9 protein-coding genes are annotated in these 18,158 nt (G+C 71.8%); 4 read left to right on the top strand and 5 right to left on the bottom strand.

From position 1 onward, the window contains the following. Positions 1-23 precede the first annotated feature (23 nt). Positions 24-8,594, top strand: a complete 8,571-nt coding sequence (locus tag HNP44_RS02005) for a non-ribosomal peptide synthetase (protein ID WP_259144221.1) — start codon at positions 24-26, stop codon at positions 8,592-8,594. 82 nt (positions 8,595-8,676) lie between these two features. Here HNP44_RS02005 and HNP44_RS02010 read toward each other — a convergent pair whose 3' ends face one another. After that, complete coding sequence (locus HNP44_RS02010; protein WP_259144222.1) at positions 8,677-9,663, bottom strand: Fe2+-enterobactin ABC transporter substrate-binding protein; 987 nt, start codon at positions 9,661-9,663, stop codon at positions 8,677-8,679. 125 nt (positions 9,664-9,788) lie between these two features. Here HNP44_RS02010 and HNP44_RS02015 point away from each other — a divergent pair, with 125 nt between their 5' ends. Together HNP44_RS02015 and HNP44_RS02020 are read left to right on the top strand one after the other, a co-directional pair. Beyond that, positions 9,789-11,072: a hypothetical protein gene (locus HNP44_RS02015; protein ID WP_259144223.1), complete on the top strand. Its 1,284-nt coding sequence runs from the start codon at positions 9,789-9,791 to the stop codon at positions 11,070-11,072. Between the two features lie 16 nt (positions 11,073-11,088). Further along, positions 11,089-12,015, top strand: coding sequence for an LLM class F420-dependent oxidoreductase (locus tag HNP44_RS02020; protein WP_259144224.1), 927 nt, complete (start codon positions 11,089-11,091; stop codon positions 12,013-12,015). Positions 12,016-12,140: 125 nt separating this feature from the next. Here HNP44_RS02020 and HNP44_RS02025 read toward each other — a convergent pair whose 3' ends face one another. From HNP44_RS02025 to HNP44_RS02035, 3 genes are all read right to left on the bottom strand, one after another. After that, the gene (locus HNP44_RS02025; protein ID WP_259144225.1) at positions 12,141-12,653 is read right to left on the bottom strand and encodes a mycothiol transferase; all 513 of its coding nucleotides are present in this window, start codon (positions 12,651-12,653) and stop codon (positions 12,141-12,143) included. A gap of 48 nt (positions 12,654-12,701) precedes the next feature. Then, positions 12,702-14,639 carry a molecular chaperone HtpG gene (gene htpG, locus HNP44_RS02030; protein ID WP_259144226.1) on the bottom strand — a complete coding sequence of 646 codons (1,938 nt, stop codon included), beginning with the start codon at positions 14,637-14,639 and terminating at the stop codon, positions 12,702-12,704. 74 nt (positions 14,640-14,713) lie between these two features. After that, positions 14,714-15,451: an SDR family oxidoreductase gene (locus HNP44_RS02035; protein WP_259144227.1), complete on the bottom strand. Its 738-nt coding sequence runs from the start codon at positions 15,449-15,451 to the stop codon at positions 14,714-14,716. A 108-nt stretch (positions 15,452-15,559) separates the two neighbouring features. Here HNP44_RS02035 and HNP44_RS02040 point away from each other — a divergent pair, with 108 nt between their 5' ends. Then, positions 15,560-16,375 carry a helix-turn-helix transcriptional regulator gene (locus tag HNP44_RS02040; RefSeq protein ID WP_259144279.1) on the top strand — a complete coding sequence of 272 codons (816 nt, stop codon included), beginning with the start codon at positions 15,560-15,562 and terminating at the stop codon, positions 16,373-16,375. Positions 16,376-16,526: 151 nt separating this feature from the next. Here HNP44_RS02040 and groL read toward each other — a convergent pair whose 3' ends face one another. After that, positions 16,527-18,149: a chaperonin GroEL gene (groL, locus tag HNP44_RS02045; protein ID WP_259144228.1), complete on the bottom strand. Its 1,623-nt coding sequence runs from the start codon at positions 18,147-18,149 to the stop codon at positions 16,527-16,529. Positions 18,150-18,158 lie beyond the last annotated feature (9 nt).

Consider the following 18,158-nt stretch of genomic DNA (forward strand, 5'->3'; position numbering starts at 1 on the left):
CCCACCGCCCAGGAGCCCCCGACGTGACCCTCGCAGAGGCCGCCCCTTCCCCGGCATCGGCCACCACCGACGCGCCGACGCTGCTGCCGCTCACCGCAGCCCAGCACGGGATCTGGAACGCGCAACAGCTGGAACCGGACTCGCCGTACTACGTCGTGGGCGACGTGCTGGAGATCGTCGGCGACCGCGCGGTCGACCTCGACGCCCTGCGCACGGCGATCACGCGCACGGTCGCGGAGGCCAGCAGCCTCCGCCTGCGGGTGGTCGGGACCGAGGACGGCCCGCGGCAGTGGATCGACGACGGTGCCGCACCCGAGCCGGTCGTGGTCGACCTTCGTGGCGAGCCCGACCCGCGGGCAGCGGCGGAGGCCGCCGTCGCCGCGGAACGCGCGCGACTGGCAGCGCACTGCGCGGGGATGACCGACCGCGACCTCTTCGCCTTCCGCATCCTGAGCCTGTCGGACACCGAGGTCTGGTACACCCAGCTGGGCCACCACCTGGTCTTCGACGGCTACTCCGCGGCGATGCTCTCCCGCCGCGCGGCGGCGCACTACACCGCCCTCGTGAACGGCTCGGAGCCGCCGAAGTCGCCGTTCGGGTCGTTCGCCGATTTCGTCGCCGCCGACCAGGAGTACCGCGCGAGCGAGCGACACGAGGCGGACCGCGCCTACTGGCGGGACGAGCTCACCCCGCTGCCCGAGGCGCCGGAACGCCCCGCCTTCGACGGCCCAGCGAGCGAGGTCCGTACCGCGCGGACGGAGCTGCCGGCCGAAGTCTTCGACGCCCTCCGCCGAGTCGCCGACGATTCCGGAACCACCTGGGGCGAGGCCCTCATCGCCTGCTACGCCGCCTTCCTGCACCGCTCGCTCGGCGAGTCCGACGTCGTCTTCGCCATGCCGCTCATGTGCCGCAGCGGCGGTGTCGCCCTGCGCACGCCGGCGATGGCGGTGAACGTGCTGCCCCTGCGCCTGCCGGTGCGTGCCGAGGACCGGCTGGCCGACCTCAGCGCCCGCGTCGCGGAGACCATGCGACGCATGCGCGCTCACCAGCGCTACCGCGGCGAGGACCTCCCCCGCGACCTGGGCTCCCCCACCGTCGGGGCACTGTTGCACGGACGGGGCATCAACCTCAAGGCGTTCGACCTCACCCTCGACTTCGCCGGCTCAGCCGGCACGATGCGCAACGTGGCGGGCGGGCCCCCTGAGGACTACGGGCTGAGCGTCATCCCCACCGGCAGCGGCGGACTCCTGGTGGGCTTCGAGGTCGACGCACGCTCCGCGACGCAGGAGCAGGTGCGGGGCCGGCTCGATGCCGTCGTCACGCTGATCACCGAGCTCGTCTCCCCCACTGCACCTGCGCTCGGCGAAGTGGAGCTGCTCCCCTCCGACGTGCGCGAGCAGCTGATCGACCGCTCTCGCACACCGGAATCCGCGCATCCCGCACAGGACGTCCCGGCCGCGCTGGATGCCCAGGCCCGCCGTGATCCCGCTGCCCTCGCCCTTATCCACGGCGACGAGCGGCTCACCTTCGGCGAGCTCGCCGACCGGGTGCACCGCACCGCGCGGCTGATCCGCGCGGAGGGCGCGGGCGCCGACGACGTGGTCGCCCTGGCGTTGACGCGCGGCGTGGACCTGGTGGTGGCGATCCTCGCAGTCCTCGACGCGGGCGCCGCCTACCAGTACCTCGACCCCGCACACCCCGCCGCTCGGCACGCGGAGTTGATCGCGGACTCACGACCGGCGCTGCTACTGGTCGGTTCCGATGCCACTGCGCCCGAGGGCGTCCCGTCGATCGCGCTCGACGCCCCGAGCGTCCGCACGCGACTCGGCGCCTTCTCCAGCGACCCGCTCAGCGACTCGGAGCTCGCCGCGCCGCGGCACCCGGACCACCTCGCCTACGTCATCCACACCTCCGGTTCGACCGGTCGCCCGAAGGGCGTCGCGGCCCGAACCGGCGGGCTCACCAGCCTGCTGCGGCACCACCGCGCGACGCTGGTGGACCTCGCCGTCGCCGCGGAGCCGGATCGTCGGCTGCATTGCGCGCACACCTACTCCTTCTCCTTCGACGCCTCCCTCGACCAGCTGCTCTGGCTGCTGAGCGGGCATGCGCTGCACCTGTACTCGACGGAGACCGCCCGCGACGCCGACGCGCTGCTGGCCGCGTACCGCGCTGAACGCATCGACGTCGTCGACACCACCCCGTCGATGGCGGCGCCACTCATCGACGGCGGGCTCCTCGACGGCGGGCACCGTCCGTCCCTGCTGATCCTCGGCGGCGAGGCGACCGGCCCCGCGCTGTGGCGCCGGATCGCGGCCACCGGGATCCCCACGGTCAACCTCTACGGCCCCACCGAGGCCGCCGTCGACGCGACCGCCGCCGTCGTGGCCGGGGAAACGCCCGTCATCGGACGGGCCGTTCCCGGCACCGCCGCGTACGCGCTCGACGGTGCGCTGCAGCCGGTCCGGGACGGCGAGATCGGCGAGCTCTACCTAGCCGGCCCGCACCTGGCACGCGGCTACCTGAACCTGCCGGCGGCGACCGCCGAGCGGTTCGTCGCGGATCCGTTCGGCGAGCCCGGCTCGCGCATGTACCGCACTGGCGACCGCGTGCGATGGCACCGCGATGCCGGCTACGAGTACCTGGGCCGCGGCGACGGCCAGGTGAAGATCCGCGGCTACCGGATCGAGTTGGCCGAGGTCGAGACCGCGCTCGCCGCCGTGGCAGGCGTGACCAGCGCCGCCGCTGTGGTGCGCACCGACGCCGGCCGGGACCGCCTCGTCGGCTACGTCACCGGCGCGGCGACCGCGGACGGCGTCCGCGCCGCGCTCGGCGAGGCAGTGCCCGACCACATGGTGCCCTCCGCCGTTGTCGTGCTGGACGAACTGCCGGTGACGATCAACGGCAAGCTCGACCGCGCAGCCCTGCCCGCGCCCGCCGTCCAGACCGCGGGCCGCGCGCCGCGGACCGACCGCGAACGACTGTTCTGCGCGGTGGTCGCGGCGGCGTTCGACGTCCCCGAGGTGAGCGTCGACGACGACTTCTTCAGCCTGGGCGGCGACAGTATCAGCGCCATCACGGTGTGCAGCGAGCTCCGGGCCCAGGGCCTTGACGTGCGACCGCGAGACTTCCTTTCCGGCAGTAGTTTCGCGACGTTGGCGGCCGGCGCCGCCGAGACCGCGACGCAGGACGAGAGCCCGGTCGCACCCGCGGAAGGCGAGTTCCCCGCGCCGCCGATCGTCGCCGCACTGTTCGATCTCAACCCGGATCCACGGGACATCGCGGGCTACGCGCAATGGATCGCCCCCGAGTTGCCCGCCGAGGCCACGCTCCAGACGGTCCGGACGGCGCTGCAGGCCGTCGTCGCCGCGCATCCCGCACTGCGGGTGCGCCTCTCGGGCCCCGCGATGCTCGCGATCGACGAGACGGCCGCGCCCGTCGAGGTCACCGAGGGCGCCGGCACCGTCGAATCCGCAGCGGCCGAGCTCGCCGCGAGCCTGGATCCCACCGTCGGCGCGGTGCTGCGCGCGCGAATCGTGCGCGGCGACGACGCCCCGGACCGGCTGGTCCTGGTGATCCACCACCTCGCGGTCGACGGCGTCTCCTGGCGCGTTCTCCTGCAGGACCTGCCGCAGGCGCACCGTGAGGTAGCCGCGGGCCGCGCACCGACGGTCCGCGCCGAGGCGACGCCCTGGCGCGCGCACGCCCTCGCCCTCGCCGAGCAGGGCGAGAGCGGCACGTACCGAGAAGAATCCGATCACTGGCGCGCCGCACTCGACGATGCCGAGCGGCTCGGCGCGCGGACGCTCGACCCGGAAGTCGACCGGGTCGCTACCGCCGCGGTCACCCTCACCCGGACTGCCGCGGCCCTCGCCGAGCCGGTGACCTCGGGCCTGGCACGGGCGTACCGCGCCAACGCCGAGGAGACGCTCCTGGCGGCCCTCGCCCTGGCCCTCCGACTGAGGCGGCGGCGCGCCGGGCTCGCCCCGCGCACGGCCGCGACCGTCACCGTCGAGGGGCACGGACGCGAACAGGTACTGCGCTCCGCGGATCTCGCGCGGACCGTCGGTTGGTTCACCGTGGAACACCCCGTGCGCCTGCCGGTCCCCGTGGACGACGCGGAGCTCGACGACGCCCTCGCCGGCGGCGACGCCGCCGGGCGGCTGGTCCGCGCCGTCAAGGAGGCCCGCCGCGGCGTGCCCGGGCACGGCATCGGCTACGGCGTCCTGCGGCACCTGGATCCCGAGGCGGGGCCGCTGGGGTCCGCGCCGGACGTGGTCTTCAACTACCTCGGCCGGTTCGCCGCTCCCGACGACGGCTGGCGACTCCCCGGCGACACCCCGTTCGCAGTGCTCGACCCGGCCGCGAAGGCGCTCGAGCAGGTGCTCGCCGTCAACTGCTTCGACGGCGCCGACGGGCTCACCGTCGAATGGATCGCCGCGGGCGGCGTGTTGAACGCCGATGCGGTCGCCGAGCTGCAGGCCTGCTGGGCCGAGGCGGTGGGCGCGCTCTCCGCGCACGCCGCGCTGATCGGGCCCGACGGTGGCGGCCTCACCCCGTCGGACCTGCCACTCGTGACGTTGGACCAGGCCGATATCGACCTCCTCGAACTGGACGGCCCGATCGCCGACGTGCTGCCGGCGACCGCGCTGCAGGTCGGCCTCGCGTACCACTCGCAGGTGTTGGCCGAGGGCGAACCCGACGTCTACGTCGTGCAGGCCGCGACCTACCTCGACGGCCCCGTCGACCCCGAACGCATGGCGGCCGCCGCCGCGGAGCTGCTGCGCCGCGTGCCCTCGCTGCGCACCCGGCTCGGTTACACCGCCTCGTCGGACGTGGTGCAGGTGATCCCGGAGACGGTGCTCCCCGACTTCACCTTCGTCGACGTCAGCGACCGCGACGATCCGGCGGCCGCGTTCGCCGGTGTCGCTGCTGCCGAGCGGGCGCGCCACTTCGATCCGTCGACCGCGCCCCTGATCCGCTTCCTGCTGTGCCGCACCGGTCCCGAGACCCACCGGCTGGCGCTCACCAACCACCACTCGCTGCTCGACGGCTGGTCCATGCCGATCGCCGGCCGCACGCTGCTCGCGATCTACGCCGAACTGGGCGGCGGCCCCACCGCACCGGCCTCGGCGCCGCTCGACGGCTACTACCGCTGGCGCGCCGACCGGGACCTCCCCGCCGCACGGGCGGCGTGGGCAGAGGAGATGGCCGGGCTGGACGCCCCGACGCTGCTGGCGCCCACCGGATCCGGCGCCGCCGATGCCGCGCCCGAACGGATCCTGGTCGAGCTCGACGACGACCTGACCCGCGGGCTCGCGGAGCTGGCGCGCTCGCGCGGCGTGACGCTGACCAGCGTTCTGCACACCGCGTGGGGACTGCTGCTGGGACGGCTCACCGGCCGGCGCGACGTGGTCTTCGGCTGCCCCGTCTCGGGCCGCCCCGTGGAGGTGCCCGACGTGGGCACGATGGTCGGGCAGCTCGGCGAGTCCATCGCGATCCGCGTGCGGGCGACGCCCGAACAGCCGGTCGGCGAGGTCCTCGCGGACGTGCACCGCCGCGCGCTCGCACTCTCCGACCACCACCACCTGGGCCTGGTCGAGATCACCCGCGCCGCGGGCGTCGGCGAGCTCTTCGACACAATGGTCGTCACGGAGAACTTCCCGCTCTCGGACCGGAGCGTGCAGCCGGTCGAGCCCGGCCTCGACCTCACGGGCGTCGACATCGCCGACGCCACGCACTACCCGCTCACCGTGGTCGCCCTCCCCGGGGAGCGACTGACCCTGGGCCTGAGCTACCGCACCGACGTGCTCACCGACGAGACCGTGCGCGCGCACGGCCGCTGGCTGACCGCGGTGCTGCGCGCCGTCGTCTCCGCGCCGGACACCCCGGTCGGGGCGATCGGGACGCTGCCTGCGGACGAACGGGCCGCGATGCTGGCGCTGGGCGACGTACCGCTGCGCGGCGAGTACGGCCCGCTGCTCGAGGAGTTCGGCGCGCACGTGGCCGCGACGCCCGACCACCCCGCCGTGGTGTGCGAGGACCGGCAGCTGACCTACCGGGAACTGGACGAGGCCGCGAACCGGCTGGCCCACCGGCTGATCGGAGCCGGCGTGCAGCCGCAGGACGTGGTCGCGGTCTTCGCCGAGCGCGGGCTGCCCTGGTACGTCGCCGTCTTCGGCGTGCTCAAGGCGGGAGCCGTGTACCTGCCGCTCGACCCGTCCTACCCGGCGGCGCGCCTGCAGTTCCTCCTGGAGGACGCGGCACCGTCGGCCGTGCTGACGTGTGGCGAGATCCCCGAGGCGACCACCGCGCCCGTCCCCGAGGGGACTCCCGTGTTCGCGGTGGATCCGTGGGACGGCTCGGGCGCGGCGACCGATCCGGCGGACGCCCGGTCCGGGCTGACGCCGGACGCCCTGGCCTACATCATCTACACCTCCGGCACGACGGGGCGCCCGAAGGGCGTCGCGGTGAGCCACCGCGGCATCCCCGACCTGATGGCCTTCGTGGTGGAGGCGTTGGGCTTCCGCGCCGACGAGCGGGTGCTGCAGACCGGCTCGCCGAGCTTCGACATCTCCGTGCTGCAGGTCCTGGGCCCGCTCATGGCGGGCGCCACGTCCGTGATCGCGCCTGACGCCGTGCGGGTCCCCGGCGACGAGCTGCTGGAGTACATCGAGCGGCAACGGGTCTCGGTGATCAACCTGCTGCCGTCGTTCCTCGCGGCGATGCCCGACCATGCCGAGGTCGATCCGTCGGTCATCTTCATGGTGGGCGCCGAGCGTCTCGACCCGGAGCTCGCCGACCACTGGGGGCGGGGCCGGCGCGCCCTGTTCAACTGCTACGGCCCGACGGAGGCGACGATCAACGCCGTCACCTGGCGGTACGAGCCCGACGACCCGGGCCCCCTGCCGATCGGCCGTCCGGACCCGAACCTGCCCTGCTACGTGCTCGACGAGGGCCTCAACCCGGTGGGGACGGGCGTGCTGGGCGAGCTGTACCTCGCGGGCGACTCGCTGGCCCAGGGCTACCTGCACCGCCCCGACCTCACGGCGGCCACCTTCGTCGCGAACCCCTTCGGGGAGCCCGGATCTCGGATGTACCGCACGGGCGACCTGGTCGCGTGGCGGGAAGACGGCAACCTCTCCTTCCATGGCCGCGCCGACCACCAGGTGAAGATCCGCGGCCTGCGGATCGAGCTGGGCGAGATCGAGACCGCCCTCGCGCGGCAACCCGGCGTGCGCGCTGCGGCCGTGCTCGTCCGCGGCGACCGGCTCGTCGGCTACCTGGTCCGCAACGACGGTGCGCAGCCCGATGCCGAGGCGATCCGCGCCGCCCTCGGCGCAGAGCTTCCCGCGCACATGGTGCCCGCGGCCTACGTCGTCCTGGACCGGCTCCCCTTGGGCCCCACCGGCAAGCTGGACCGGGACGCGCTGCCGGAGCCCGCCGCCCGGGCCGACGCCGGCCCCGACCGCGAGCCCGCGACCGCGGCCGAGGCGGCGCTCCTCGCCGTCTTCCGCGAGCTGCTGGACACCGACGAGGTCCGGCTGTCGGACGACTTCGCCGAGCTGGGCGGCGACTCGCTCGTCTCCCTGCAGGTGGTGTCCCGGGCGCGTCGCCTCGGCTTCGAGCTCAGCGCGCGCGACGTGCTGGAGGGCCGCTCGATCGCCGGGATCGCCGCTCGCGCGGTGGAATCTGCGGCGCCGGACGCCCCGGCGAGCAGCGACTTCGAGCAGTTCCTCGACGTGCTGCGGCTCGGCGGGACCGACGCTCCGGACGTCTTCACCGGGCGCCACCCTGCCAAGGTTGGCGTGCACACCTTCGGCGGCCAGATCCTGGCGCAGGCGATCGTCGCCTCGGCCGCGACACTGCCCGCCCCGGCCGGCTCCGGGGAGGGAGACGCGCTGCCGCTGCACGCCGCGCACACGCACTTCGTCGAACTGGGCTCGGTGACGGAGGATCTCACCTACCGGGTGACCCGCCTGCGGGACGGCCGCGGCGCAGCGAACCGGCAGGTCACCGTCGAACAGGACGGACGGATCCTGGCGGTCATGACGCTCGCCTATCAGGCGGACGCCTCGAACCCGCTGGAGCACACCGAGGCGGCGCCGGAGGCGGGTGATCCGCGGGCCTTACCGACGATGGCTGAGCGCTTCGCCGGACACGAGTCGCGCCTGCGCGCCCTCGTGGACGCCTCGCATCCGATCGAGATGCGCTTCGCGTCGGATCCGGTGTGGGACAAGCGCGGGACCGAGGACGCCGAGAGCCGGAACCTGGTGTGGATGCGGACCGACGGTGCACTGCCCGACGATCAGGTGCTCCACGACGCCGCCCTGGCGTGGGCCTCCGACCTCACCGTGCAGGACCCGATCATCGCCCGGCACGGCCTGGCGTGGGGCTACGACCGGGTCGGCGCGGCGACGCTGAACCAGTCCCTGTGGTTCCACCGGCACACCCGGTTCGACGAATTCCACCTGCTGGTCGTGGACTCCCCCGTCGCCCGCAGCGGCCGGGGCCTGTCCACCGGGCACTTCTACGCCGGCGGCGAGCTGGTCGCCACGGTGACCCAGGAGGCGATGGTGCAGGTGCTCCCGGACTGACCTCGGGGAGCGGGAACGCGAACAGCCGCGGCGGGAGTGATATCCGGGCCGCGGCTGTCGCGTTGTGGAGCGGGTGGAGCCGTTACTTCTTGAACATCTTCTCGACGACGTCGAGCGTGGCGATCGCCTTATCGAAGTCGGGGCGCTGCACCCAGTACGGCAGGTCGTAGGCCCGGTTCGCGGCGAAGGCCGGGAGCGAGGCGTAAACCGGCTGCGAGCGCAGCGAATCCGCGGTGAAGGTCTGGCCGCTGAAGCCCACGATGAACACCGAGGGCTGCGTCACCGTACTCGGCAGCGCTTCCTGGGTGATCTCGTAGGAGTCGCCACCGGCGGTGTACGGCTTGAACTTGCCGCTCGCGAAGATCGGCGCGGGCTCGATGCCCAACTTGGCGAACTCGGCGGGCACGCCACGGTTCTCGATCAGGCCGTAAGCCTTGCCCTGCGCGGTCATCGACAGGAACGCCACGGGGCCGGGGGGCGGCGTGATGGCGGCCTTGACCTGCGCGACGCGGTCGTCGTACTTCTTCACGGCGTCCTGGTACACCTGCGGCTGGTCGAAGGCCTTGGCCAGGAACTCGAACTGCTGGTTCCAGCTCTCCAGCTTGTTGTCGACCACCAGCGTCGGCGCGATGGCCTTGAGCCGGTCGTAGGCGTCGCCCGTCTGCTTGAACGGGAAGCCGAGGCCGCCGCCGACGATGAGGTCGGGCTTCTCCGCCGCGATCGCCTCGATGTCGTAGCCACCGGCAGGCCAGTGCATGAACTTCGTGCCGGCCTTGGTGAAGTCGTCCTTCCAAGCGTCGAAGGGCTGGGCCTTCGCGGGGTCACGGTCGGTGTACTCGGTGACCATCGCGGCCACGGGGAGGCCGAGGTCGTAGAGGTAACCCGCGAGGTTGTAGTTGAGCAGCACGACGCGCTTCGGCTTGACGGGGATCGTGATGTCCCCCTTCACCGTGCTGACGGTGCGCGTCGCGGACGCCTCGGTGCCGGAGTCGGTCGAACCGCTCCCGCAGCCGGCGACCAGGCCGACGGCGCACAGGATGGCGACGAGGTATCGCACGTGCTTGGCCATGAACTAGCCCTTTCTCGGAATATTTAGGACAGGCTTATCAAAGCACATGGGGGTGCCGGCACGGCACCCCACCCCACTCGGTACTGAGGTTAGGGTAACCAAATTTTTGTCGGTACGGTGGTGCCATGAGCCGCGCAGAGTCCCCCACCCCCGTCCGCACGGTCGCCCGCACCATCGCGCTCGCCGTCGCCGGCGGCGTTCTGGTGTTGTTCACCGCCGCCGTTCTTCTCTCCCAGGTCCTCGCCGCGTTCTCCGCCGCGTCGGTCTTCACGCCGGTCTGGCAGGCGATCGGCGCCGTCGGGGCCCTGGTCACGGGCACGGCCCCGGCCCCCGTCGACGTGGCCACCGGCAGCGACCTCGCCTGGGCCTGGCAGTTCCACGCGGGCGCGCTCGTCATCGGCACCGTGGCGGGCCTGCTCTGGGGCGCGCTCGCCGTGCGGTCCGGCGCGCGGGGAGCGGCGGCCGTCGATCGCGCCGCCCGCGTGCTCCGCGCGATCGCCTGCGCTGTGCTCGCGGTCGCGATGCTGCTCTACGGCCTGGCCAAGGTGATCCCCGCGCAGATGGGGCACATGAATCTGCCCGCCTACCAGCTACAGGCCGTCGGCGATACCGAGCCCTTCTCCCTGCTCTGGGGATACATGGCCGCCTCGACGCCGTACACGGTGGTCACCGGCGCGATCGAGCTCACCGCGGGCCTGCTGCTGATCGTTCCCCGCACCCGCCTCGCCGGGGCACTGCTCTCGGTGGTGGCGCTGACGCAGATCGTTCTCCTCAACCTGTTCTACGACGTCCCGGTCAAACTGCTCGCCGCCGAGCTGCTGGTGATCGCGCTGATCCTGGCGCTCCCGTACCGCGGTGAGCTGCTGCGCGCCGTCATCCCCGCTGCGGATGCGCCCGCGCGGCGCACCGGCACCGCGGTCGCCGCCGTCCTCGCCGTCATCCTCATCATCGCCACCGTCGCCGGGAACCTGGCGCGGGTGGACTCCATGAACACCCCGCGCGATCCGCGCGACGGGGTCTGGCGGGCCACCTCGCTCATAGTCGACGGTGCGCCCGCCCTCGCCACGGGCGACGCGGGGCCCGTCTGGACATCGATCGCGATCACTCTGCGCGGCACGGCGGACCGTCCGGCGAAGGGCTCGGCGCAGGACAGCCTCGTCACGCAAACCCCCGACGGCGCCGTCACCGCCTGGGGGCTGCGCGCCGCCGGCGACCGGTTCACCGTTCGCGCCGGCGCGGGCACGGAGCCCGTCGAGCTGCAGGTCACGACGATGCCCGAGGGGCTGCACCTGACCGGCACTGTCGACGGGCGGCGCCTCGATGCGCGGTACGTGCGGCGCGCCCTCGAGCGGCACAGCGACATCCGCCTCGTCCAGGCCCCCTTCGATCGCACCCGCCCCCGCCTCTAGTGGCACAGTGGTCTTCATGGAGCTACGCATCTTCGTCGAACCCCAGCAGGGAGCCACCTACGCCGACCAGCTCGCCGTCGCACGCACCGCGGAGGCGGCCGGGTTCGGCGCCTTCTTCCGGTCGGACCACTACGTGGCGATGAACGTCGACGGGACGCCCGGCCCCACCGATTCATGGATCACCCTCGGCGCGATCGGCCGCGAGACCTCCACCATCCGCCTCGGCACACTCGTCACCTCCGCGACCTTCCGGTTTCCCGGACCGCTGGCGATCTCGGTCGCGCAAGTCGACGAGATGTCGGGCGGGCGCGTGGAGCTGGGCCTGGGCGCGGGCTGGTTCGAGGAGGAGCACGCCGCCTACGCGATCCCCTTCCCCGACGTGAAGGAGCGCTTCGACCGGTTCGAGGAGACCCTCGAGATCGTGACCGGACTGTGGGAGGCGCAGGGCCCCTACACCTTCCGTGGTGAGCACTTCTCACTGGTCGACTCCCCCGCGCTGCCCAAGCCCGCGCAGGCGCACGTACCGATCGTACTCGGCGGCGCCGGCAAGAAGCGCAGTGCAGCCCTGGCCGCGCGCTTCGCCGACGAGTACAACACTCCGTTCGTGCCCGTCACCGAGGCCGCCGCAGTGTGGGCCCGAGTGGATGCCGCCGCCGTCGCGGCGGGCCGCGACCCGCAGTCGATCATCAAGTCCGCCGCGCAGATCGTCTGCGGCGGTTCGGACGAGGCGACCGTCGTGCGGCGGGCTGCGACAATCGGCCGCGAGCTGCCCGAGCTGCGCGAGAACGGCCTCACCGGCTCGGCCAGCGAGATCGTCGACAAGCTGGGCACGTTCGCCGAGGCCGGCGCCTCGCGGGTGTACCTGCAGGTGCTCGACCAGAGCGACCTCGACCACGTCGAGTGGATCGGCGCCGAGGTGCTGCCGCAGGTCGTCGACCTGTAGTCGCCACGCCACCGAAACCGGCCCTCAGCTCGGTCGCGCGGAAGTATTTCCGTCGAGGACGAGCTGAGGGCCGGTTTCTGTACGCAGGTCAGGCGCTGGCGGCCAGAAGGTGCGCGCCTTCGGCGTCAGTCCTGCAGCGCGCCCTTGAGATAGGCGGCGGCGCCGAGGTGCTGGGTGCAGTCGTCGACGATGCTGACCAGCCGCACCGCGACGGTGACCGGCGGATCCCACGACTCGTCGATCACGCGGCCCAGCTCGGCAGGGGTGGCCGTCGCGAGGTAGCGGGAGGCCATCGCGTCGACGTCGCGGAAGTAGCCGATGAGCAGCGCGTCGCTGCCGCGTACCTTCGCGGCATCGGCGCGGCTGTGCCCGTAGCCCGTGGACTCCGGCGGCAGGTCGAGGCCGAACCGGCCGTACCAGTCGTTCGCGGTCCAGACCTCGGGGACGCCCGCGATCGGTGCGAGCTGCGCGTCGATCACCCGCGCGCTGTGCCACACCAGCCACGCGATCGTGTTGGCGTCCGGCACGATCCGCCGGTTGGCGATGTCGGGGTCGAGCCCCTCCGTGACATCCTCCGCGTGCTCGAGGATCCGGGCGAACGAGTCGGTCAGCAGGTCCCGTGCAGCGGTTCCATCCATGGCCTCGACGGTACGCCTGCTCGCCCCAGCGGGACGGCGACCATCCGGTCAGCCCAAGCTGCGACCGAGCTGGCGGGCGAGGACAGCGGCGAAGGCGGCGGGGTCGGCGACGGTGCCCCCCTCGGCGAGGACCGCGGTGCCGTAAAGGATCTCCGCGGCGTCCGCGAGGGACGCATCCTCGGTCGGGGTCTCCGCGGCGGCGACCGCGTCGCGCAAGCTCTTGACGAGCTCGCTGTCCGGGTTCAGCTCCAGGGTACGGCGCGTGCGCGGCACCTCCTGGCCGCTCGCGCGGTACATCGCCTCGAGTTGCGGGGTGAGGTCGAACTCGCCGCCGACGAGGCAGGCCGCCGACGTGGTGAGGCGCGTGGTGAGGCGGACGCCGGCGACGTCGTCGCCGAGGGTCGTCGCGAGCCATTCGGTCAGCTGCTCGAAGCCCTCGGCCTCCGGCGCGTCGTCGCCGAGGTCGGCCTCACCCTTGGCGACGGAGACGAACCGCTTACCGTCGAACTCGGCGCCGGTGGTCCACAGCTCGTCGACCTGGTCAGTGAGGAGCAGGACCTCGAAGCCCTTGGCGGCGAAGGCCTCCAGGTGCGGAGAGGATTCCAGGCGCGCCCGCGAGTCACCGGCGGCGTAGTAGATGGCGTCCTGCCCCTCGGGCATGCGCGCGACGTACTCGGCGAGGCCCGTGGTGCCGGTCTCGCTGAACGTGGACTCGAACGACGATGCCTTGAGTAGGGTCTCGCGATTGTCCTGGTCGTCGAGCAGTCCCTCCTTGAAGACCGCGCCGAACGCCGACCAGAAGGTGTCGTACTTCTCCCGCTCGTTCTCGCGGAGCGCGGTCACCGTCTGCAGGACTCGCTTCACGAGGCGCTTGCGGATCATGACCAGGTGCCGGTCGTTCTGCAGGATCTCGCGGGAGACGTTGAGCGACAGGTCCTGCGCGTCCACGACACCGGTGACGAACCGCAGGTACGGCTGCAGCAGGGCCTCGCAGTGGTCCATGATGAAGACGCGCTTGACGTAGAGCGCGGGGCCCGACTTGGTGTTGCGGTAGAACATGTCGAACGGCGGCATCGTCGGGATGAAGAGCAGCGCCTGGTACTCGAAAGTGCCCTCGGCGCGGACCGAGATGGTCTCCAGCGGCTCGTCGAAGGCGTGACTGACGTGGCGGTAGAAGTCGGCGTACTCCTCGTCGGAGACCTCCTCTTTCGGGCGCGCCCACAGCGCCTGCATCGAGTTGAGGGTCTCCGGACCGGGCGCCTCGGCACCGTCGGCCTCTGTGACGTCGGCGTCGGTGGCCGGGGCGGGGGCGGGGGCGGGGGCCAGGCGGATCGGGAACGCGATGAAGTCGCTGTAGCGGCGCACGACCGAGCGCAACACGTGCTCGGAGGTGTAGTCGTGCAGGCTCTCGTCGCCGTCGGCGGCGCGCAGGTGCAGCGTGATGGTGGTGCCGTGGCCGGCAGGGACGTCGTCGCCAGTGAGGTCGGTGACGGTGTACGTGCCGTGACCCTCGGACTCCCAGCGCGTGGCGGTGTCCTCCCCGGCCCGGCGGGTCACCAGGGTCACGCGGTCGGCGACCATGAACGCCGAGTAGAAGCCGATGCCGAACTGGCCGATGAGCTCCGCGGAGGCGCCCTGCTCCTTGGCCTGCTTCGCAGCCTCCAGCTTGCGCTTGAGCTCGCCGGTGCCGGACTTGGCGAGGGTGCCGATGAGATCGACTACGTCCGCACGGCTCATGCCGATGCCGTTGTCGGCGATCGTCAGCGTGCGGGCCTCAGGATCGGTACGCAATTCGATGTGCAGGTCCGAGGCGTCGGCCTCGAGGTCCTTGTCCTGGTAGGCCTCCAGCCGAAGCTTGTCCAGTGCGTCCGAGGCGTTGGAGATCAGCTCGCGCAGGAAGACGTCCTTCTCCGAGTACACGGAGTGGATCATCAGCGACAGCAGCTGATCGGTTTCGGCCTGGAACTGCAGGGTCTCCGCGGTCACGCTCTGTTCTCCTCATCGTCCGGCGAGTGCTTCGATAGATTCTGCCAATCGCCGGAGCGCCGCTCGCCGCGGCCTCACCCTTGCACCGTCGGGAGCACGATCATCGAGGCGACGTTGACGGCGGCGGGCAGCGATGCACTCCAGACAACGGCATCACCGATCGCGGACGCCGGAATCGGCGGGTTCTCGACGGCGTATCGCTCCAGAGCCTCGGCGGCGTCCGGATCGGTGACGCCCGCCGCGAGCTCCGACTCGACCATGCCGGGCTCGATGACCCGGACTCGGACACCGCGGGGGCCGAACTCCGCGCGGAGGTGGTTCGTCAGGTGCGCGACGGCGGCCTTGGTCGCGTTGTAGACGGAGTAGCCCGGCAACACCATGTGCGCGCCGATGGAACCGATCAGGACCAGGTCCGAGGGCCCGGTCTCGGCCGACGCGACGAGATCATCGATCGTCGCGCGGACAGTAGTGAGCAGGCCGGTGATGTTGGTGGACACCATTCGGTCCCAGTCGCCCTCGGGCGCGGTGTCGAACGCCGCGGGAAGCATGGCGCCGGCGTTGGCGACGACGAGGTCGAACCGGCCCACGCGGTTGCGGAGTTGGCCGACCGCACCGGCGAATCCCGCGCGATCCGTGACGTCCGCGGCGACCTGGGCGGCACCGGTCGCGGCGGCGACCTCGGCGAGACGGTCGGCACGGCGGCCGATCACCGCCGTTCGCGCGCCGGCCGCGGCGAGGGCAGCGGCGGTGGCGGCACCGATGCCGCTTCCGGCGCCGGTGACGAGAGCTGTGCGATCAGTCAAGGAATTCATGCCCATGACGCTGCCCGACCCGAACCGCGCCCGACAGGCCGTGGCGCTGCGGGGTAGCCGCGCTACCTGGTTGGACCTGGGCAGATAGGTAGCGTGGGACGGGTGGACATGAATCTCCTCGGCGAATTCCTGCGCGCCCGGCGCGAGCGCGTCGATCCTGCCGCGCTCGGGCTGCGCGCCATGGGGGTACGTCGAACCCCGGGGCTGCGCCGGGAGGAAGTGGCGGCGCAGGCGGGAATCAGCGTCGAGTACCTCGTGCGACTGGAACGGGGCAGGGACCGCAGACCGTCGCCCGCGGTGGTCGCCGCGCTCGCGGAGGTCCTCCAGCTCGATCCCGACGGCGCAGCGCACCTCGCGCAGTTGGCGGAACTACCCGACGGCCGGGGCGGCGAGGTGGTCGACGAGATATCCGGTGTCGTGCGACGGCTCCTCGACTCGTGGCCGAACCCGACCATCGTCACCAATTCCCTCCTGGACCTGATCGGCACCAACGCCGCGGGTGAGGAGCTGCACCGCGGGATCGGGCTCCGTGTGGGGGACAACATGGTGCGGTCGTTGTTCCTCGATCCGCGGTCCCGCGAGGTCTTCCTCGATTTCGACACCGTCGCGCGGGAGTCGGTCGGCAATCTCCGGGCGCTGTCGGGCCCGAATCCTTCGCATCCGCGGCTGATGGCACTCGTGGGCGAACTCTCGGTGCGGAGCACGCACTTCGCGCGGCTGTGGGGTGACGGCGAAGTGCAGGCGAAGACGAACGGCGGCAAGGTGATCGCGCACCCGGACCTGGGTGTCGTCGAGCTGGAGTGGTCGACCTTGGAGGTGGCCGCGGCACCGGGGCAGTTGGTCGTGGCGTACCAGGCGCAGGAGGGTTCCGCGTCGGAGCGGACCCTGGCGGAGCTCATCGCCCACGTCGCGCGCTCGTCGTAGCCCCGCATCTTCCGAAAGTCGAGTTCTGCGGCGCATCGCCGCCGAATATTGCCGCGGTGGCTCGTAAAACTCGACTGTCGAAAAACAGGAAGGGCCCGGCACCGTCGAAACGACGATGCCGGGCCCGAAATCCCTAGCCGAGTGGCAGGACTTAGAAGTCCATGCCGCCCATGCCGCCGGTCGGATCGACCGGGGCACCGGCCTTCTCCGGCTTGTCGGCGACGACGGCCTCGGTGGTGAGGAACAGAGCCGCGATCGAAGCTGCGTTCTGCAGCGCCGAGCGAGTGACCTTCACCGGGTCGTTGATGCCGGCGGCCAGCAGGTCCTCGTACACACCGGTAGCGGCGTTGAGGCCGGTGCCGGCGGGCGAGTTGCGGACCTTCTCGGCGACGACGCCGGGCTCAAGGCCGGCGTTGACGGCGATCTGCTTGACGGGAGCGTCGAGCGCGACCTTGACGATGTTCGCGCCGGTGGCCTCGTCACCCTCGAGAGCGAGGGTGTCGAAGACGGTGCCCGACTGCGCGAGAGCAGCGCCACCACCGGCGACGATGCCCTCCTCGACGGCGGCCTTGGCGTTGCGCACGGCATCCTCGATGCGGTGCTTGCGCTCCTTGAGCTCGACCTCGGTGGCGGCACCGGCCTTGATGACGGCGACGCCGCCGGCCAGCTTCGCGAGGCGCTCCTGCAGCTTCTCCCGGTCGTAATCCGAGTCGCTGTTCTCGATCTCGGCGCGGATCTGCGAGACGCGGCCCGCGATCTGCTCCTTGGAGCCCGCACCGTCGACGATGGTGGTCTCGTCCTTGGTCACGACGACCTGGCGCGCCTGGCCCAGGACCTCGAGGCCGGCGGTGTCGAGCGACAGGCCGATCTCCTCGGAGATGACCTGGCCGCCGGTGAGGATCGCCATGTCCTGCAGCATCGCCTTGCGGCGATCGCCGAAGCCGGGGGCCTTGATGGCGACCGACTTGAAGGTGCCGCGGATCTTGTTGACGATGAGCGTCGACAGGGCCTCACCCTCGACGTCCTCGGCGATGATCGCGAGCGGCTTGCCCGACTGGATGACCTTCTCCAGCAGCGGCAGCAGGTCCTTGACGGTCGAGATCTTGCCCGAGACGAGCAGCACGTAGGCGTCCTCGAGCACGGCCTCCTGACGCTCCGCGTCGGTGGCGAAGTAGCCCGAGATGAAGCCCTTGTCGAAGCGCATGCCCTCGGTGAGCTCCAGCTGGAGACCGAAGGTGTTGCTCTCCTCGACGGTGATGACGCCTTCCTTGCCGACCTTGTCCATGGCCTCGGCGATGAGCTCACCGATGGCGGGGTCGCCGGCCGAGATGCCCGCGGTAGCAGCGATCTGCTCCTTGGTCTCGACCTCCTTGGCCTCCTTGAGCAGGTGCTCGGTCACGGCCTCGACGGCCTTCTCGATGCCCCGCTTGAGGCCCAGCGGGTTCGCACCCGCGGCCACGTTGCGCAGACCCTCGCGCACGAGCGCCTGAGCCAGAACGGTGGCGGTGGTGGTGCCGTCGCCCGCGACGTCGTCGGTCTTCTTGGCGACCTCCTTGACGAGCTCAGCGCCGATCTTCTCGTAGGGATCCTCGAGCTCGATCTCCTTGGCGATGGAAACACCGTCGTTGGTGATCGTGGGGGCGCCCCACTTCTTCTCCAGCACGACGTTGCGGCCCTTGGGGCCGAGCGTCACCTTGACGGCGTCGGCGAGGGCGTTCAGGCCCCGCTCGAGACCGCGGCGGGCCTCTTCGTCGAACGCGATGATCTTGGCCATTGCGAAGTG

Source organism: Tsukamurella ocularis (assembly GCF_024807615.1).
GTDB classification, from domain to species: Bacteria; Actinomycetota; Actinomycetes; order Mycobacteriales; family Mycobacteriaceae; genus Tsukamurella; species Tsukamurella ocularis.